Below are 18,667 nucleotides of genomic sequence, written 5' to 3'. Positions count from 1 at the left end.
AAGGGTGTCTCAAATGCCGGGCTTATCTGTTAATCAAATAACACAGTGATTTACTTTTCTAGGATACAAGTCACACCTTGACCGCCAGCTGCACAGATAGAGATAAGCGCACGACCTGAACCTTTTTGATCCAGTAATTTGGCTGCCGTGGCTAAGATACGAGCACCAGTGGCTGCAAATGGGTGGCCTGCTGCTAGAGATGAACCGTTTACGTTGAGTTTGCTGCGATCAATAGATCCAAGTGGGGCGTCAAGACCTAAGCGCTCTTCGCAAAACTTCTGATCTTCCCAAGCAGCGAGTGTTGACAATACTTGTGAGGCAAAGGCTTCATGAATCTCATAGAAATCAAAGTCTTGTAAGGTCAAACCTGCACGTTCGAGCATACGTGGTACTGCGTATGCAGGTGCCATTAATAAGCCCTCTGTGGTTCCAGACTTGCCAATGAAGTCAACGGCAGCAGTTTCTTGATGAACGATATAAGCCAGTGGCTTAAGGTTGTGCTCTTTCGCCCATTCATCCGTACCTAATAATACACAAGAAGCACCATCAGTTAACGGAGTAGAGTTGGCAGCTGTCATAGTTGGGTTGGCATTCTTTTTGCCAAATACAGGCTTTAACTTGCCCAGTTTTTCTAGCGTCGTGTCTGGACGCAGATTGTTGTCACGAGTTAGACCCTTGTATGGAGTGATTAGGTCATCGAAGAACCCTTCATCGTAGGCGCGCGCAAGATTTTTGTGACTATTAAAAGCCAGCTCATCTTGTGCTTCACGGCTGATATTCCATTCAAGTGCCGTAATGGCTTGGTGCTCCCCCATTGACAGACCAGTACGTGGCTCACCGTTTTGTGGCGAATCAATGAGGTCTTTTGGATTTAGACCCATGAGCGCTTTCAGACGTTGCTTGTTATCTTTTGCAGCGCCTAGCTTGATGAGAACCTTACGTAGACCATCGCCAACTGCGATAGGCGCGTCAGAGGTAGTATCGACACCACCTGTAATGGCTGAATCAATAAGTCCCAATGCGATTTTGTTGGCAGAAGCAAAGGTTGCTTGCAGGCCAGTACCACATGCCTGCGAGATGTCATAGGTTGGCGTATGCGGGCTTAGTGCCGTATTTAGTGTCGCTTCACGAGTTAAGTTGATATCGCGGCTCAATTTCATAACTGCACCAGATACCACTTCACCCAGTACTTCGCCTTGTAGGTTGTAGCGTTCAATCAAGCCGTCTAAAGCCGCTGTTAACATATCTGTATTGCTGACATCAGCGTATGAACCATTTGAGCGAGCAAAAGGGATACGGTTGCCACCTAAGATTGCCACACGATTTTGACCTGAGGTAAGCTTTGTTTTGCTGGCTTTGGTCGTTGTCGTGTTTTTATTTTTTTCATCACTAGATTTTACGACAGTGCTTTTAACAACAGGACTATCAGGGTGATTGTTTTTATTACTCATAGTATTATCCTTAAAAAATATGGGCAGAAAAAAGAGTGTTCACAATAAAAAATATGGCTTAATCAATAGAAAAAACAACAAGTAAATATTATCATTTATTAAGGCTACTTATCATGTAGTGCCGCTGTTTATGATAAGGCGTTTTTATGACCTTAATGTATATCTTTAGCAAACCACATGACGCTTATATAACATCGATAACTGCTTTAAAAACAATATTGATGCCTTTTGTAGACTGATGCGTATTACCTGCTAAGATTGCATAACTATGTGTTTGATAATATATTGTTATTGATAATTATATCATACATAACTTATGGGTCTGATTTTAGCACATTAGGGCAATTTTTGACGCGCGTAGACCTGCTACTCTTGTATACTAGCTTGTTTACAGATTGTTGTAGACAGTCGCGATTTTTGGACTTGTTTATGATGAAAGTGTATAGTTAAGACAATTTTAAACCCAATGACCACATATTAATAATTATTAAGGCAACGTACGTGCAAAAGTAGGTACATTGCGTTTTTCTTTTACTATCATTTAACCATTACTCATAGGATTATATTATGTCAGACCGTTATGGTGATTTCGTTCAGTCTTCTATTGGCAAAAAAGTTGCAAAGAACTTAGGTTTACCTTTACCAGTCACACTTGATCGCTTTGAAAGTGGTGAGCATTTGGTACGTGGTAGTGTTTTGGTTGGTCGTGCTGATGGCGAAGACAAAAGCGTCAGTGAGTCAGTCGCACGCATTTTGTCAGATGTTCACGCTGAGGTGTTTGTAAATAGTCGTGACGATATCAAAGACGCACTGGCAGACGCAGGCGTAGAAGCCAAAGCAAACACAGGTGGTGATGATAAGTTCAAGGTTTTATTGTTTGATGCCAGTAACATCAGTAATGCCGATCAGCTCAAGGAAGTGTATGAGTTCTTTCATAGCGTTGCTCGCCGCGTAGAAACGTCAGGCCGAGTCGTCGTTATTGGTCGTCCGCCTGAAGATATCACTGATATCGAAGCAGCATTGGCACAGCGTGCGCTTGAAGGCTTTGTAAAATCTGTTGGTAAAGAGTTTAAGCGCGGCGTTACGGCACAGCTTATCTATGTAGAAAAAGGGGCAGAGAAGAATCTGGATTCGAGCCTACGCTTTTTCACATCAGCCCGTTCGTCTTACGTATCAGGTCAAGTAGTGCGAGTTAGCAAAGGCGTTTCAATCGATGTTGATTGGACACAGCCTCTAGGCGGTAAAACCATGTTAGTAACTGGTGCCAGTCGCGGTATCGGTGAAGCAATTGCCCGTGTATTGGCACGCGAAGGAGCGCATGTTATCTGTCTGGATGTACCGCAACAGCAAGCCGATCTACAAAAAGTCGCAAGCGAAATCAGTGGCTCTATCTTAACTGTAGATATCACAAGCGATGATGCTGGCGCTCAAATTGCAGAAGCAGCGAAAAAGCGTGGTGGTCTGGACTCAATCATTCATAATGCTGGTGTGACTCGTGATAAGACGCTAGCAAAAATGGACGAGAAAAAGTGGGACATGGTAATTAACATCAACTTAGGTAGTGTGGCTAAGCTGAACCGTTACTTGTTGGACAACGATGTACTTAAAGAAAATGCCCGTATCGTCTGCGTATCCTCAATATCAGGTATCGCTGGTAACATGGGCCAAACCAACTATGCGACGTCTAAAGCTGGTATTATTGGCTTGGTTGATGCCACTGCAAAGCAGTTGGAAAGCAATGCAAAGGGAATGACCATTAACGCTGTGGCACCAGGATTTATTGAAACGCAAATGACAGAAGCTATCCCATTTGCCATTCGTGAAGCAGGTCGCCGTATGAACTCAATGAGCCAAGGCGGCTTACCAGTAGATGTGGCTGAGACCATCGCTTGGTTGGCATCACCTGCCTCTGGTGGCTTAAACGGCAACACAGTACGCGTTTGCGGTCAGAGCTTACTTGGCGCATAACATCGATGTCTAAATCGATATAATCGTCATGGAGCTGACAGTAAATTTATGATGTAACCTATCATTTTTAATTTACCTCACATATGCTTACGAAAAAATTGCTGATAAAAGGTAATAAAGCTGCCCAAGGGTGGCTTTTTTATGATAAAAACACAGACACCATATGCCAGATCGTTTTCTGCTGCTACAGTTGCTAATAAGTTTGATTAAACATAGGGCTGATGACATTGCTCGCTGATAGGCTTTAATCAACGTATTCTTAGCATCTTTAAATGCACTCAGAAAATTCGTTCAAGCCCCACTTAGGATTTATTTATGTCAGACAAACATTATGATGCGTTGCCAAAAGCGCATACTACCTACGCCAATATTGTAAAAAGTTTACTGCCTATCGGTAATAGTGGCAAAATTAGCAGAGATCAGTTGCCGCAAGCGACTTACTATGTCGATGATCTGCACATCGATCAGGAAAATTTAAACGACTATCGTAAAATTTGTGGTTTTGCTGATAATGGCAAAGTACCCATCACTTATTTTTCGGTATTGTCTCAAGCGTTACAGATGAATATGATGGTGAAAGAGCCGTTCCCGTTTGCTATGCTGGGTCTGGTACACGTTGATAATAGTGTCACGCAGTATCGTCCTGTTGGTGAGCGCGAAACCGTTGCCATGTCAGTGGCTTTTGATAACTTACGCGACCATGCGCAAGGTCAACAGTTTGACTTCGTGACCACGATCAGATCAGAGAGTGAAGTGATTTGGGAAGGAACGTCTACGTATTTATCACGTAGCAAAAAACCCGCCAGCAGCCAAGACAAAAAGAGTACGCCACGCCCAGTAACGGTTAAACCACTGGTTAATGAGGAAGGCGTACATAGCATATTTGAGGTACCAGAAGACATCGGTCGTCGTTATGCGTTCGTTTCAGGTGACTTTAACCTAATCCATCTACACCCTCTATCAGCACGTGCATTTGGGTTTCCTAAAGCCATCGCTCATGGTATGTGGTCAAAGGCCAAGTGCCTTGGCATGATGGGTGAGTTGCCTGATGCTTGTACGGTTGAGGTGTCATTCAAGCTACCTATCTTTTTGCCAGCTGAAGTAGAGTTGATTGCTGATCCAGTTGCACAGCTTAAAGACGCACAAGATTCTTGCCACTTTGGATTGTATAGCTCAAAAAATGATAAGCCACATTTGGCGGGTGTTGTTAAACTGCAAAAGGGTAGTAAGTAACACACGAAAGCCTTTATCTTTACAGCCATATTTGACGAACAATTTTATTATTATGACTTCACAAAAGAACGCAACAAGTGCAGACCAATTAGATCATTCAGCAGCGATAGAGACAATAGCCGCTAATGACAGCTCCACCAATGACGATGTGTTTGATAATGGTGTTGATCTTGCCGTCATTCTTAAACCTTATTTTCGTCCTGATGCAAACACTATTGTGTGCGGTGCGCTTGACGACGAAAAGATTGTTGCTTTAGCGAAGGCTGGGGTTGATGTAGTTATTAATTTGCAAGCGGATGATGAGCTAATCTTTGATGAATCAGCTTCAGTTGCGCAGGCGGGTATGCAATATGAACAGCTATCTATTAGCGGTGCTGCTGAATTAAAACAGCTTAAGATATTGGCATTCGATAACATATTGCGCCAACATCATGGTAAAAAAATAGCCGTACACTGTGGGTCTGGCAATCGAGTGGGTGCAGCGATTGCTTTGCGAGCAGGCTGGCTACGCGGGCGCAAAATGGATACTGCAATGGAGCGTGGCCGCAGTCATGGCTTGACTGAGCTTGAAGACGAAGTGTATAAGCGTTTGCTAGTACCACGTTAAAAAGTACCAGGTTAAAAAGTATCGCGCTAAAAGACAGACAATATTAAGTAATGAAAAGGCGACCAATAGGTGGCCTTTTTTATTGGCAAATACGTGATTTGTCTCTATCATTTAAACGTTTAGCATTAAGCGTACATGGGTTTTACTGTACTTATTTACGAAGAGGGAGCAGAGCTAGCATGACCGATAATAATCAAAAAACCAGCCAAAGTTTTCATGAACCTATTCATACCAAGTTTCAACAACGCTTGCAGCAACTATTGACGGATTTGCAATTAGAAGATGGGCCAGTAGGTGGCGCTGTGGTGGTTTATCAGGCAGGCAAGTGTATTGGTAAGGCGAGTGTGGGTATGGCACGCTCTGATCTTTCTTGGCGGCCTGATACATTAGCCATTAATTTTTCTACTGGTAAAGGTGTGTTAGCAACGCTGGTGCATGTATTGGTTTCAAAGCAACTGCTTAACTACGATGTGCCCATCACCAACTATTGGCCAGCATTTACTGAGCAGGGTAAAGAGAACATTACCTTGCGTAAAGTGATGTCGCATCAAGCCAACTTGTTTTCTATCCAGAGTATCAATGTCGATAATGAGACGATACTTGATTGGAACGTTATGCTAAGTAAAGTGGCCGCAATGCCAATCACACCTCCCGAAAACGCAGCAGCATATGACAGCGCTTATAGTGCGTTAGTATATGGCTGGGTATTAGGCGGTGTCATAGAAGCGGTTACCAATATGTCTTTGGCAGCGGCTCTAAAGCATTATTTAACCGAGCCTTTGGGTATTGCAGACAGCTGCTATTTTGGCGTACCTGATAGCAAAATAGAACAAGTGGCCACACTGGTCAAAGACTTTGGTGATTCAGAGGATAACAGCTCGTTGTTACGTCATAAGCGTCACAGCCAAAAACCTGTCTTAAAAGCAGACTCTCATAATACCTTACGCACTTATGCCGCTCTGCCAAGTTACTCGTGTTGGCAGCAAAGAATACTAGAAAAGGAAAAAGTAGATGGAAGCCGTAGCAATAATAGTGAAAGTACTGTAAAACTTGAAGACAAACAGCCTGTTCTAAATACTGCGCAGATCAACAGCTTGTATTTCGACAGCAGTCAGTTGAATTTAAAAAATTATAAAGCTGCACTGATACCAGCCAGTAAACAACCTATTGATTATCATAATAGAGAAACGTTACAGGCTGTCATTCCAGCGGCCAATGGCGTTGCCTCAGCTCAGGCACTAGCAACCATTTATGCGATGTTAGCAAGTGGCGGTGTGTGGCAAGGGCAAACGCTGATTGATAGTTCAACCTTTTTGCAGCTAGCTACACCGCAAGTCACAGGTTCAGATGCGGTAATGCCTGCTCAAATGCAGTGGCGCTTGGGTTATCACCGATTGTTTAGCTTATGCGCGCGTGATGGCGACGCTGAGAAGACAGTCAGCTCTGAGTTGTCAGGTTTCGGACACATGGGGTATAACGGCTCAGTTGCTTGGTGCGACCCTGCACGTCAATTGTCATTTGCTTTTATTCATAACTTTGATGTCACGATGCTCAATGATATTCGTCAGTTTGCATTGACAGAAGCGGTGCTCACTTTGATTGATAATGAGTTCTCAGAAAATTAGGGCGTGTCCTCATTTTTAGTCCATTTAGATGACTATCGATTGAATTGCGGACATGCCCTAATATGCTTCCTTAATTGCTTTAATTTATCACAGCTTCTTTGGCGTCATTTTAAGCAGCCTGTTGGCGCTCAGCCCATGTATAAATATGGAAATCAAAATGACGATTGAACAGACAACCCATAATTTAAGGGCATCTTCTTCACCAAAAAACCCTTGATTGAGTGCATAAGATAAATAGTAGAGGGTACCAATACCGCGGATACCCAGTGCTGAAATGGCGTATTTTTCAGTACGGGGCATCTTCAAACCTGATAAAGCAATGAAACCACCAATTGGACGTATTAATAATAAGAAGGCAAAGCTGACGATGTAGACCCGCCACGTTAGCTCAACATCAGATTGCAAACCTTGGCCAATAAATATACCGAAAGTGACCAGTACCAGCGTCATCAACAAACCTTCAGATTGTTCCGCAAAATCATGTAATTTTTCATGATAAGAGTGTTCACGCTCTGAGCGACGAAAAGCAAATGCTGCTACAAATACCGCAATAAAGCCGTAACTGTGAACAAATTCTGCTAGTCCATATGCCACAAGGGTTAAAGCAATGACTAGATAGCCTTGAGAGATGGTCGTCTCTTTACTGTATTTTGAAAATACGAGTTTGGCCATGGCTTTACCAACAATAATACCCACTAGTACGCCTGCACCAATCTTCCATAATACATCGTGAGTAAACCATGACCAAAGCAGTTCACCGGTAATACTCTTACCTTCGCTAAACGCCTCCGCTATCTTTATGGCTAGATAGACAAATGGAAAAGCCAATCCATCATTGAGTCCTGCTTCTGAAGTTAAAGTAAAGCGCGGTGTATCTTCCCCACCTGTATTGGGTGGACCCACTTGAATACTGGACGCCAATACTGGATCAGTGGGTGCAAGTGCAGCTCCTAAGAGAATGGCTGCTCCCATAGTAAGGCCAAACGCATAATAACCCAGTACCGCCATTGAAAAAATACCAATCGGCATAGTAATGAGCAAAAGACGCATGGTCGGACGCCATAGTCGCCAAGTGAGCGGTGTATCAATTTTGATACCCGCACTTACCAAAGATACTATCACCACAAATTCGGTAAGCTTTTCGATAATTAAACCGTTTTCGAGCGGGTCTAAAAAAGTCAGGTTAATCCAAAAGTAGCCTACTATAGCTCCTAAAGTGACTTGTAGCATGGGCAACGAAACAGGGGTTTTTTTAAAAGCAACAGGAAACAGCGCACCAAATAAAAAGGCAACACCGCAAATCAATAAGAATAAGTTGTAGTTTTCTATCATAAGAACGTTACACACCAATATGTGCATTTCAAAGGCTTACAAGCGTTTAAAATGAGCGGTTAATGACAGTTTATCAAGTTTAAAAATTGGCGTACCTAGACAATAGAATAGGCAGTAGTAGAAAAGATTGAGATACGCTTATCATGACGAGAAAACAGATTTAATGTCGCAAAAAATCGTTATCAGAACGACTGCTGTGTTGTTTTTTGGTGAAAAAAAGCCTGCATGGCGCAGGCTTAATAGGATCTTACGGACTTTTTTAAAAGATTGGGACAAACTATGGTTTAACGTTCAACCTGACTGACATCGCGTATTGCGCCAGTATCGGCGCTGGTCGTCATGGCAGCATAAGCACGTAAGGCAGGAGTGACGTGACGCTCACGACTGACGGGCTTCCATGCGTCGCGACCACGAGCTTCCATAGCTTCACGGCGTGCTGCCAAGTCTGCATCGCTTACCTGCATATTGATGGTGCGGTTTGGGATGTCGATATGGATAGTATCGCCTTCCTCGACTAAACCAATAGCACCGCCTTCAGCAGCTTCAGGGCTGGCATGACCGATTGATAGACCGGATGTACCACCAGAGAAGCGACCATCCGTTAGCAGGGCGCACTGCTTACCTAAACCTTTTGATTTTAAGTAAGTCGTTGGATACAGCATCTCCTGCATACCAGGGCCACCTTTTGGCCCCTCAAAACGGATAATGACCACGTCACCAGCAACAATGTTATCGGCTAAAACCGCAGCCACGGCATCATCTTGAGATTCAAAGATACGTGCACGACCTGTAAAGGTTAAGATGCTTTCATCAACACCTGCGGTTTTGACCACACAGCCACGCTTAGCGATATTGCCATAGAGGACAGCAAGGCCGCCATCTTCTGAATAGGCATGCTTTGCACTACGGATACAACCTGATTCACGATTGACATCGAGATTTGACCACTCTTTTGATTGCGAAAACGCTTGGGTTGTACGAACGCCACCAGGTGCTGCAAGGAAGCGTGCGCGTGCCTCATTGTTGTCAGGGTTCATGATGTCCCACTTATCAATCGCTTCTTTCATTGTCTCACTATGGATGGTTGGTACATCAGTCTTCAGCAATCCGGCACGATCAAGCTCGGCCAATAATGCAAAGACACCGCCAGCACGATGCACATCTTCCATATGGTATTTTTGCGAAGCAGGAGCAACTTTTGCTAAACACGGTACACCGCGGCTTAAACGATCAATATCGGCCATTTTAAAATCAATTTCTGCTTCATTTGCGGCCGCAAGCAAATGCAAAATGGTATTGGTTGAGCCGCCCATGGCAATGTCTAAGCTCATCGCGTTCTCAAACGCTGCTTTGGTTGCGATAGAGCGTGGCAATACAGAGTCATCATCCTGCTCATAGCGACGTTTGGCAAGCGAAACAATAGTGCGTCCAGCTTCTAAAAATAGCTCACGACGTAGCGAATGGGTCGCAAGTAGCGAGCCATTACCTGGTAAGGCCAATCCTAACGCTTCGGTTAAGCAGTTCATTGAGTTGGCGGTAAACATGCCCGAACATGAACCACACGTTGGGCAGGCTGAGCTTTCAATTGCCAACACATCTTCATCACTAATACTGTCATCTGCAGCGTCCATCATTGCATCGACAAGATCGAGCTTGCGAATGGCATTGCCTTTGCTATCAGTGGTGTGTACGTCACTACCACCGTCGTTGTTATGGCTGTGTCCAACGGTACTGGCGATAACTTTACCTGCCTCCATTGGACCACCAGAGACAAAGACAACAGGGATATTGAGACGCATGGCGGCCATCAGCATACCTGGGGTAATCTTATCGCAATTGGAGATACAAACGAGTGCATCGGCGCAGTGCGCATTGACCATATACTCTACTGAGTCAGCGATTAGGTCACGACTTGGTAATGAATAAAGCATGCCACTATGTCCCATGGCAATACCGTCATCGACCGCAATGGTATTAAACTCTTTTGCCACACCGCCTGCCTTTTCAATCTCGCGCGCGACCATTTGACCAAGGTCTTTTAGATGTACGTGGCCCGGTACAAACTGGGTGAATGAATTGGCAATAGCGATAATTGGCTTGCCAAAGTCGCCATCAGTCATACCAGTGGCACGCCATAATGCGCGGGCGCCTGCCATATTACGACCGCCGGTAGAGGTTTTTGAGCGATAATCCATGTGATTTTCCTTACTAATAGGCGAGGTTTATTAAAATTTGAATCCTCAGGTGTGATGGTAATAGTGTGCTTTTTATATGGTTTGAGGACTAGTGAATAATACTAAGTTGCTACCATACCATTAGATATGAGTAATCAAAAATGGTTACGCTATATGACAGCTAAGCAATGGCAATGGTCTGATTATGACAAAAAGCATCAAAACAATGGGTTACTCAAGACGTTCGAGTATGGCTTTATCAAACCAAGGTAACTCTGCTTTGTCCGCTTCTAGCTTAACAATGACTGCCAATGCGTGAGTGGCCAAGAGCTGTCGATAATCGCTCCTTGCGTCAATAGTCAGTAAAGATTCAGAATGATCATCTTGCCCATCGATACTAACTAACGTCTGCTTGGCATTTTTATAAAGCACATCCACACGGCCAAAAAACTGCCAGTCTTCAAAGGCCGTGAGAATAGCGTCTGCTTCGTTTTTAGTATAAATTTGCTGAGTGTCTTTGCCAGTATTTGTCCAATGCAATCGCACAGCCAATTGCAATGCTTCACTAAATACTACCAGTGAGCCGATTATCTTTACGTGCCAAGGAGTGGATAAAAGCGCTTCATCGATACCAATCAATTTCGCCGCCTCACGAGCACTCATAAGCGTATTGAACTGAGCAAGTAGGGCAGGTGTTAGCGGATAGGTCGCCTTGATATTGTCATCTAAACTGTCGTAATGATATAAGAATGGCAATGGCAAATCTTGAGTGACGGTTTTTTTGATGATTTTACAATTGTGTATCTGCCAACTGATGGTTTTGTCGGTCAATGCTTCCGCTAAGATGATGGTGTTGGGATCCATGGTCTGAGTTTTATTGCCACTTTCAGTGCTGGCATTTTTTTCCTCACTACCAACGACAGAGTCATCTGATACAGACCTCGGTGGCGTATCATAAGTGTTTTTATCAGCGTTATTCATATCTGGTTGAGTCAGTAAAGTAGACGAATCCATAAACATCACGTTCTTAAAATAGAGCATTAATATAACATTTATAGTACCCGACTCGCCAACAAATTAGCGAGTAGCAGCAAGAGTATGGTTTGTCTTTTATCATGACCATGTTATCGCATCTTGTACTCAAACGCCGTTTCGTTCACTATATTACCAACTGCTTAATTGATTTGAAAAACAATTGCATCATTCAATATCACACCACAAAAGGAATAAATATGAGCCAGACAAATCAGCCAATCACTTATGACGACAATAACATTTTTGCCAAAATGCTAAACGGCGATATCCCTTATCATAAGGTTTATGAAGATGATAAAACGCTTGCTTTTATGGATATCATGCCGCAAGCAAAAGGTCACGTATTGGTGATACCCAAACAAAAAGCAGTTGATTTGGCAGATCTTGAAGCAGAATATGCAGCGGCTGTTTTGATGACTTGCAAAAAAGTCATGCAAGCCCAGCGTCAGGTGTTCGAACGTGAAGGCATTATTCAGATGCAATTAAATGGCGCACAAGCAGGGCAGACCGTTTTTCATTATCATGTGCACCTCATACCATCGAGTATTCATGAGCTAGGTCGTCATGCTGCAACTCAAGTAGAAAGCGATAGACTTGCTGACATCGCTAAGCAGCTTGCAGCAGTCATTGTCGATTAATTCTGTGAAGTTTGGTTTCAGAAATGGCGTTTTTTCAAAAGGTATAAAAAGGCAGCTTACTAGCTGCCTTTTTTATTGTTTGGTAATTTTCATGTAACGTTCCATAAAATATTGTTACAAATGCAAGCCTTAACTGGGGTTTTGAGACATATTATGATAAATATTGTGCCCACTTAAGTTCTGACCTTATTTTTAATTTTATCGCGTTAGGTTTTCTTAAAAAAGCATTGCTATTTTTATCTTATTATTCATTTCTTGAGGGAATCATTTTTTATGAGTAAATTACCTCGTTCTACGATTTTGTTGCCAGTCTTTGTGCCAGCGGCAATCATTATGCTGCTACTGGTAGTTGGTACAGCCATCAATCCTGAAGCGGCAGGTGCGTTATTCAACGACGTGCTTAATTTTACCACCGATACATTTGGGTGGTTTTATATGCTGGCTGTGGCTTTATTTTTACTATTTATTATTGTATTGGCGTTTTCTCCTTATGGGGGAATCAAGCTTGGCCCTGACCATTCCGAGGCCGAATATAAGTTTCTTGAATGGTTTGCCATGCTGTTTTCGGCAGGTTACGGGATTGCCTTGTTATTCTTTGGCGTCGCAGAGCCAGTCATGCATTTTGCTAGCCCTCCTGTATCAGCACCAGAGACCATTGCAGCTGCAAAAGAAGCGATGCAAATTGCTTATTTTCACTGGGGTTTTCATATTTGGGCCATTTACGCGGTAGTAGGCTTATCGTTGGCATACTTCTCTTTTCGCCATGGTTTACCACTGTCCATGCGTTCGACATTGTACCCTTTGATTGGTGATAAAATTCACGGACCTATTGGTCACGCAGTAGATGTGTTCGCCATTGTGGGTACGATGTTTGGTATAGCGACCAGTTTGGGTTTATCAGTATCGCAGATCAATGCAGGCTTAAATTACTTGCTACCTGATTTGGTGCCGATTAGTACTGGCTTTCAGGTCATTGCTATTGTCGCGGTCACCGCAGCTGCATTGATGTCGGTACTGGCAGGTATGGATAAAGGGGTAAAACGGTTATCCATCTTAAATATGGTATTAGCAACTGCGCTGATGCTATTTGTTTTCATTGTTGGCCCAACGCTGTTTATCCTAAATGCTTTTATGGAAAATACAGGTAACTACTTGGGTAATATCGTTGAGCGTACCTTTAGCTTGCAAGCTTACGAGCACAACGATTGGATCGGTAACTGGACGCTATTTATATTTGCATGGACCATCGCTTGGGCACCCTTTGTCGGCTTGTTTATCGCTAAAATCAGTCGTGGTCGTACCATTCGTGAGTTTGTACTTGGTGTGATGTTAGTACCGACGTTCTTTACTTTCTTTTGGTTTGCGGTATTCGGTGATACGGCACTTAATATGATCATGGTTGATGGCTATAATTCATTGATCAGTGATGTGCAAAATAACCAAGCAATTGCGTTGTTTAAGCTATTAGAAAATCTGCCTTTTACTCAGATCGTATCTTCACTAACGGTTTTATTGATCATTACCTTTTTTGTGACTTCGTCGGATTCTGGGTCTTTGGTCATTGATGCATTGGCAGCAGGTGGTCGTAGTGACACGCCTTGGTGGCAGCGCACCTTTTGGGTCGTTACTGAAGGGGCAGTGGCGTCAGCATTATTATTGGCTGGAGGTTTAGAAGCGTTGCAGACAGCAGCAATTGTTAGTGCCTTACCATTTGCCATCATCATGTTGATTGCGATGTTTGGTATGTGGCGTGCGTTACGTATTGAAGGTCATCGTAACCAGAGTTTAGGCAATAACAACAAGCTACCACCGCATTTGCTCAAATCATCAGCGTGGCGTGATCGCATTGATTACATAACCAATCAGCCTACTCGTGATAAGGTATTGAGCTATATTCAACAAGTCGTCATGCCCTCAATGAAAGAGGTGTCAGAGAAGTTCGCTGAGACAGGATGGCAGCCTGCAGTCAACTATGATGAGCTGAATAATCGTGCCATATTAGAACTAAAACGTGGCGACGATGTAGATTTTTGGTACGAAGTACGCTTGTCTGAGCGTGATGTTCCTGACTACTATACAGAAGACGGGGCAAGTGATTTGCCGCAAGAGCATCATCATCGTGCTGAGGTATATTTGCGCCGTGGTGGCCAAACTTATGATCTGTACGGTTATCAACCAGAATCGATCATCAATGACATTATTGATCAGTTCGAAAAATACCTACATTTCTTAAATGTATCACCTGATAGTCTACCGTGGCGTATGCAGGAACATGATGAAGACATTACGCTAGAGCAAGACAATGTGTTCGATAAAAAATAGGTGTCATACTTAATCTTTATTTACGCAAGTTATTAGTGTTAATAGCTTGCAATATGTGTACGATTCCTTAGAATAACGGCTTGTTTTCATTGACTTACTTCAATTAACTGCAAGCCGTTTTTTTATGCCTACTGACTCTTCTTTGCCAAATTCTGATCATCCGTTATTGCAACCGTTAAACATCGGTGGCCTGACGATTGAAAATCGTCTTATGGTTGCACCTATGGCGGGCGTGACTGATAATCCTTTTCGTCGATTGTGCAAATCGTTTGGTGCAGGTCACGCGGTCAGCGAGATGATCATCGCTGATACTGCCCTATATGCACGCAAAAAATCTCTGTATCGCGCCAACTTTGATAATGAGATTGCACCTATTTCTGCGCAGATCGCAGGCGCTGAGCCAGATAAGCTTGCGGAAGCCGCTCGTTATCAGATCGACAATGGTGCGCAGATCATTGATATCAACATGGGCTGTCCTGCCAAAAAAGTCTGCCGTAGGCTGGCGGGGTCTGCGCTGTTACAAGACGAAGATTTGGTGGCGCGTTTACTAGATGCCGCTGTCAATGCAGTTGATGCCCCTGTGACATTAAAAACGCGATTGGGTTTCGAAAATGGGCGAGAAAACATTTTGCGTGTGGCGCGCCGTGCTGAGCAAGCCGGCATTGCGGCGATTGCTATTCATGGACGTACGCGTGAAGATATGTACACAGGCGAGGCGCGTTATGAGCTGATCCGTGAAGTCAAAGAAAGTATCAGCATTCCTGTCATTGCCAATGGTGATATTGATAGTGCTCAAAAAGCTCAGCGTGTCTATGAATTGACCGGTTGTGATGCTGTGATGATTGGCCGTGCGGCACAGGGGCAGCCATGGTTATTTCGTGATATTGGACATTTTTTGCGGACGGGTGAGCACCTTGATGCACCAAGTGTTGGAGAAATAAAAGAGATTGTATTGGCACATTTACAAGAGCTGTATGACTTTTATGGAGAATACTCTGGTTGCCGCATAGCGCGGAAGCACATTGCATGGTATACAACTGGCATTCCGCATTCTAACGCGTTTAGACAAGCCATGTACGGTGAAGAAAGCACAGCTGGACAGTTTCGGGTGGTTGAGGATTTTTTACACGCGCATGAGTGATTAATTCTTAACTTTTAGTAACCCAAAACGTATTATGTTTACTCTGCTGGATTGGTATTGATATTTGGTTTTGCCGCAGTCTCAGACTTTTTGCTTTGCCATGGGAATCGGCCCTCTAGCTCGACCTGTAAAGACAAGCTCAAAAAGGTTCGAATGAGCACAATAAAACCCAATACAAGAATGCTGCGTAGTGTTGGCTCTGTGACTACTGTCGCCATAATATCAGCCGCAATCAGCACTTCTAATCCTAGCAAAATAGACTTGCCAACTATCTGTCTGACTTCGACGTAGGTATCATGATTGAAACCATTAGTAGAGCGAGCGCCTCGATAAAAGGCAAAAAACAACCCAAAAAACATGATGAGTACGCCGATAACTTCTACTATTTTAGCAATTAAATCAATGTAATGAGCCAATTCTGCGATCAAAATATGCACTCCTTAGCGATAATTAATAAAAAGCGGGGATTTTAGCAATAACGCTATTATAAGTCTATGCGCCTTTACATTAGTCAAATTATCTGACTAATTATCTACTGGCGACCGCCGTTTTATTCACTTTACCGCATACTTTTTTGCTATGCTATCACTGATCATTCATAGGCATAGGACAAACGAAAAGGACTTTTTATGGCTAATCCCTCGAAAAAGCAAATAACCGACGCAGTTAAAGATAAGAAAATTGTCATCACAGGTGCCTCAAGCGGTATCGGTGAGCGCACGGCTTTTTTGCTTAGTGAATGCGGTGCTCATGTGATTTTGTTGGCTCGAACCGAAGATAAACTAAAGACGGTAAAAGAAAACATCGAAACACTGGGTGGTAAGGCCAGTTATTATGCGTGTGACCTCACTGATATGGATAACATTGAGGAAACGAGCAAAAAGATTTTGGCTGATTTTCAACACATTGATGTGTTGGTGAATAATGCGGGCCGCTCAATCCGTCGCTCTGTACACGAGTCGGTGAACCGTTTTCATGATTTTGAACGTACTATGGACGTGAATTATTTTGGCGCTGTCAAAATTATCTTGGGCTTTCTTCCAACAATGATTGGACGCCAAGCGGGTCAAATCGTTAATATCTCATCCATTGGCGTATTGGCAAATAGTCCACGTTTTTCAGCCTATGTTGCATCAAAATCCGCACTTGATGCATTTAGTCGTTGTTTAGCAGCTGAAGTCAAAGGCGACAATATCAAAATAACCAATATCTTTATGCCATTGGTGCGCACCCCAATGATCGCACCAACTAAGTTATATCGTTATATGCCAGCGCTGATGCCTGATGAAGCGGCAATGATGGTAGCAAGAGCGATTGTTCATAAGCCGAACAGCATCGCCAGTAACATGGGTAAGTTTGCCTCAGCCAGCTATTCGTTGGTGCCGGCCTTTAATGTGGGTGTTCAGTCTATTGGCTATCGGATTTTTCCAAGCTCGACTGCCGCGCAAACGACAGACAGCAAACCCAATTTTGCTCAGCGTGCATTTGCAAGAATCCTTCCTGGTGAACATCATTAAAATAGGGTTTTTATTGGTTTTAATAGAAAAGAAAAAAAGGATACTGCGGTATTCTTTTTTTATGTTTAAAAAAGTATCAATGCTTGTGTAAACGGGTAGGGTGATAGTACTTTTTTAGCTACATCTTTCTTTATTTCAACGATAAAAACAACCCATGCGACTTTAAGCGAGAGATGATAAGTATCATACAACATGAACCTGAAACGTTTAAAAAGAAACGGCTTGAGAGTTATCTAGCCAAGATAAAATAGGGGAGAATAACGGTAATAGTTCAGAGCAAGTAATTTTGGAAAACGCTACTTGTTCTGAACCAATCGAATACTTACATAGAATAATACTTTACATGAATAGGACACGATTTAAGCTTACAAGATAGTCAGCATCAGGATTTGTCTTACTATCACCCATTCGTTCCAAGATAGCTTCGATAGCGATGTCTCTTCTTTTAGGGAGGTGATTTTTTTCTGCTGTTGCAAGTGCAGGACCAAGCTCCTCATAAGTCAAGTCAGTACAATAAGACGGTGAGCCAGGCTGCTGTCTCCACGATTCTGCAAGCGTACCAGAGTATTTTGCATCGAATCCTGTCTGTTGAACAAGCATCATTCCGATCTCTTTATGTTCCTCATTATCAGCAGCTACAGGAATAGCAATGCGATCAGCGCTATTGACGGGAGATGACTTGGCAGCGAAGGAATGGGAACCGATGGCATTCCATGCCTTGACTACTGGTCTTCCTAATACCTCTGTCACCCACAAACTTTCAACTTGACCCTCATCAATACTTTTTATTCGATCATCCCGATGAGGATAGTAATTTGAAGTATCGACCACAGTTATTTCTGCGGGAAGTTTTCTAATGAGAGGCGCGATATCTGGAATTCTCATTAATGGGATCGATAATATAACGACATCAGCATCTGCTACGGCGTCTTCAGTCGTTGCAGGCTGTGCTCCGTTTATCAGCAAATCCGCTTCGATCGATTCTGGGCCTCGTGAATTGGCTACTTTCACTTGATGACCTGCTTCACTTAATCTTATTACTAGTATTTTTCCAATATGGCCAGTGCCAATAATTCCAATTTTCATGAATGAATACCCCACTATTTATTTACAGTTAAGATATACTCTAACTTCCAAAATAACAAGAACCCACTAAAAAGTATGGTACACACCAAAAGGTAAGTATATGAGTGAACGAGATTGGCGCTGTGAAGATCCCAAACAACAGCTTATCTGGGCTGCGGCAACGAGTGAGACGCTTAGAGTCCTAGAAGGAAAGTGGAAAATGGTGATTATATGCCAACTGTTTGCAGCAAAAAGTCCCTTGCGTTTCTCTGAGCTTGAACGACGTATAGAGAACATAAATCAAAAGATGCTTATCCAACAACTTAAGCAACTTGAGAAGGATGGCATTGTAGAGCGCACGGTTTACCCACAAGTTCCACCTAAGGTTGAATATCACTTAACTCAAATGGGCATTGCTTTAGGGCCGTCAATGGAGGCATTGATCGATTGGGCATTTTTACGACGTGAACAATTTATTCAAGAAGATAATTAATGTATAGAACGCTTAAGTGTCAATCATTTAGATAATTACACTCACAGTTTGTCGCTCATCGATAAA

At 43.1% G+C, this 18,667-nt stretch carries 15 protein-coding genes; 9 read left to right on the top strand and 6 right to left on the bottom strand.

Features of this window, described 5'->3' with window-relative positions:
* Positions 1-50: 50 nt before the first annotated feature.
* Positions 51-1,451, bottom strand: a complete 1,401-nt coding sequence (locus tag ACT3TH_RS00575) for an acetyl-CoA C-acetyltransferase (RefSeq protein ID WP_444753918.1) — start codon at positions 1,449-1,451, stop codon at positions 51-53.
* Positions 1,452-2,018: 567 nt separating this feature from the next.
* Between ACT3TH_RS00575 and ACT3TH_RS00570 the strand changes: the two genes are divergently transcribed.
* The 4 genes from ACT3TH_RS00570 to ACT3TH_RS00555 all read left to right on the top strand — a co-directional run bounded on the left by ACT3TH_RS00570 (position 2,019) and on the right by ACT3TH_RS00555 (position 6,884).
* Positions 2,019-3,419, top strand: a complete 1,401-nt coding sequence (locus ACT3TH_RS00570; protein WP_444753917.1) for a 3-oxoacyl-ACP reductase — start codon at positions 2,019-2,021, stop codon at positions 3,417-3,419.
* Positions 3,420-3,734: 315 nt separating this feature from the next.
* Entirely contained in the window at positions 3,735-4,652 is a 918-nt protein-coding gene (locus ACT3TH_RS00565) for a MaoC family dehydratase (protein WP_444753916.1), read from the top strand.
* A 52-nt stretch (positions 4,653-4,704) separates the two neighbouring features.
* Positions 4,705-5,259, top strand: a complete 555-nt coding sequence (locus ACT3TH_RS00560; protein WP_444753915.1) for a beta-lactamase hydrolase domain-containing protein — start codon at positions 4,705-4,707, stop codon at positions 5,257-5,259.
* Between the two features lie 179 nt (positions 5,260-5,438).
* Positions 5,439-6,884 (top strand): serine hydrolase domain-containing protein, encoded by a 1,446-nt coding sequence (locus tag ACT3TH_RS00555; protein ID WP_444753914.1) that lies wholly within the window; start codon positions 5,439-5,441, stop codon positions 6,882-6,884.
* Between the two features lie 87 nt (positions 6,885-6,971).
* On the opposite strand, the gene ACT3TH_RS00550 is transcribed toward ACT3TH_RS00555, so the two are convergent.
* From ACT3TH_RS00550 to ACT3TH_RS00540, 3 genes are all read right to left on the bottom strand, one after another.
* Positions 6,972-8,216 carry a cation:proton antiporter gene (locus tag ACT3TH_RS00550; RefSeq protein ID WP_444753913.1) on the bottom strand — a complete coding sequence of 415 codons (1,245 nt, stop codon included), beginning with the start codon at positions 8,214-8,216 and terminating at the stop codon, positions 6,972-6,974.
* Between the two features lie 284 nt (positions 8,217-8,500).
* A complete protein-coding gene (gene ilvD, locus ACT3TH_RS00545) occupies positions 8,501-10,411 on the bottom strand; it encodes a dihydroxy-acid dehydratase (RefSeq protein ID WP_444753912.1) in 1,911 nt (636 codons plus the stop codon).
* A 210-nt stretch (positions 10,412-10,621) separates the two neighbouring features.
* Positions 10,622-11,404 carry a hypothetical protein gene (locus ACT3TH_RS00540; protein WP_444753911.1) on the bottom strand — a complete coding sequence of 261 codons (783 nt, stop codon included), beginning with the start codon at positions 11,402-11,404 and terminating at the stop codon, positions 10,622-10,624.
* 218 nt (positions 11,405-11,622) lie between these two features.
* Here ACT3TH_RS00540 and ACT3TH_RS00535 point away from each other — a divergent pair, with 218 nt between their 5' ends.
* The 3 genes from ACT3TH_RS00535 (at position 11,623) to dusB (ending at position 15,526) form a co-directional block, all read left to right on the top strand.
* Positions 11,623-12,063: an HIT family protein gene (locus tag ACT3TH_RS00535; RefSeq protein WP_444753910.1), complete on the top strand. Its 441-nt coding sequence runs from the start codon at positions 11,623-11,625 to the stop codon at positions 12,061-12,063.
* 273 nt (positions 12,064-12,336) lie between these two features.
* Positions 12,337-14,385 carry a BCCT family transporter gene (locus ACT3TH_RS00530; RefSeq protein WP_444753909.1) on the top strand — a complete coding sequence of 683 codons (2,049 nt, stop codon included), beginning with the start codon at positions 12,337-12,339 and terminating at the stop codon, positions 14,383-14,385.
* Positions 14,386-14,509: 124 nt separating this feature from the next.
* Complete coding sequence (gene dusB, locus ACT3TH_RS00525; protein WP_444753908.1) at positions 14,510-15,526, top strand: tRNA dihydrouridine synthase DusB; 1,017 nt, start codon at positions 14,510-14,512, stop codon at positions 15,524-15,526.
* 38 nt (positions 15,527-15,564) lie between these two features.
* On the opposite strand, the gene ACT3TH_RS00520 is transcribed toward dusB, so the two are convergent.
* Complete coding sequence (locus tag ACT3TH_RS00520) at positions 15,565-15,954, bottom strand: DUF1622 domain-containing protein (RefSeq protein WP_444753907.1); 390 nt, start codon at positions 15,952-15,954, stop codon at positions 15,565-15,567.
* A gap of 201 nt (positions 15,955-16,155) precedes the next feature.
* Between ACT3TH_RS00520 and ACT3TH_RS00515 the strand changes: the two genes are divergently transcribed.
* Positions 16,156-17,043, top strand: coding sequence for an SDR family NAD(P)-dependent oxidoreductase (locus ACT3TH_RS00515; RefSeq protein ID WP_444753906.1), 888 nt, complete (start codon positions 16,156-16,158; stop codon positions 17,041-17,043).
* Positions 17,044-17,382: 339 nt separating this feature from the next.
* On the opposite strand, the gene ACT3TH_RS00510 is transcribed toward ACT3TH_RS00515, so the two are convergent.
* Entirely contained in the window at positions 17,383-18,129 is a 747-nt protein-coding gene (locus ACT3TH_RS00510) for an NADPH-dependent F420 reductase (RefSeq protein ID WP_444753905.1), read from the bottom strand.
* A 100-nt stretch (positions 18,130-18,229) separates the two neighbouring features.
* Between ACT3TH_RS00510 and ACT3TH_RS00505 the strand changes: the two genes are divergently transcribed.
* Positions 18,230-18,601 carry a winged helix-turn-helix transcriptional regulator gene (locus tag ACT3TH_RS00505; protein ID WP_444753904.1) on the top strand — a complete coding sequence of 124 codons (372 nt, stop codon included), beginning with the start codon at positions 18,230-18,232 and terminating at the stop codon, positions 18,599-18,601.
* Positions 18,602-18,667 lie beyond the last annotated feature (66 nt).

It is taken from the genome of Psychrobacter sp. AOP22-C1-C5, from assembly GCF_052378885.1.
Lineage (GTDB): Bacteria > Pseudomonadota > Gammaproteobacteria > Pseudomonadales > Moraxellaceae > Psychrobacter.
The sequence above is the reverse complement of the archived record's forward strand: the minus strand, read 5'-3'. Positions and strand labels throughout refer to the sequence as shown.

What these genes read in the sequence shown, in the direction of transcription:
- ACT3TH_RS00575 (WP_444753918.1), bottom strand. Translation starts at nt 1,451, where the DNA reads ATGAGTAATAAAAACAATCACCCTGATAGTCCTGTTGTTAAAAGCACT.
- ACT3TH_RS00570 (WP_444753917.1), top strand. Translation starts at nt 2,019, where the DNA reads ATGTCAGACCGTTATGGTGATTTCGTTCAGTCTTCTATTGGCAAAAAA.
- ACT3TH_RS00565 (WP_444753916.1), top strand. Translation starts at nt 3,735, where the DNA reads ATGTCAGACAAACATTATGATGCGTTGCCAAAAGCGCATACTACCTAC.
- ACT3TH_RS00560 (WP_444753915.1), top strand. Translation starts at nt 4,705, where the DNA reads ATGACTTCACAAAAGAACGCAACAAGTGCAGACCAATTAGATCATTCA.
- ACT3TH_RS00555 (WP_444753914.1), top strand. Translation starts at nt 5,439, where the DNA reads ATGACCGATAATAATCAAAAAACCAGCCAAAGTTTTCATGAACCTATT.
- ACT3TH_RS00550 (WP_444753913.1), bottom strand. Translation starts at nt 8,216, where the DNA reads ATGATAGAAAACTACAACTTATTCTTATTGATTTGCGGTGTTGCCTTT.
- ilvD (WP_444753912.1), bottom strand. Translation starts at nt 10,411, where the DNA reads ATGGATTATCGCTCAAAAACCTCTACCGGCGGTCGTAATATGGCAGGC.
- ACT3TH_RS00540 (WP_444753911.1), bottom strand. Translation starts at nt 11,404, where the DNA reads ATGGATTCGTCTACTTTACTGACTCAACCAGATATGAATAACGCTGAT.
- ACT3TH_RS00535 (WP_444753910.1), top strand. Translation starts at nt 11,623, where the DNA reads ATGAGCCAGACAAATCAGCCAATCACTTATGACGACAATAACATTTTT.
- ACT3TH_RS00530 (WP_444753909.1), top strand. Translation starts at nt 12,337, where the DNA reads ATGAGTAAATTACCTCGTTCTACGATTTTGTTGCCAGTCTTTGTGCCA.
- dusB (WP_444753908.1), top strand. Translation starts at nt 14,510, where the DNA reads ATGCCTACTGACTCTTCTTTGCCAAATTCTGATCATCCGTTATTGCAA.
- ACT3TH_RS00515 (WP_444753906.1), top strand. Translation starts at nt 16,156, where the DNA reads ATGGCTAATCCCTCGAAAAAGCAAATAACCGACGCAGTTAAAGATAAG.
- ACT3TH_RS00510 (WP_444753905.1), bottom strand. Translation starts at nt 18,129, where the DNA reads ATGAAAATTGGAATTATTGGCACTGGCCATATTGGAAAAATACTAGTA.
- ACT3TH_RS00505 (WP_444753904.1), top strand. Translation starts at nt 18,230, where the DNA reads ATGAGTGAACGAGATTGGCGCTGTGAAGATCCCAAACAACAGCTTATC.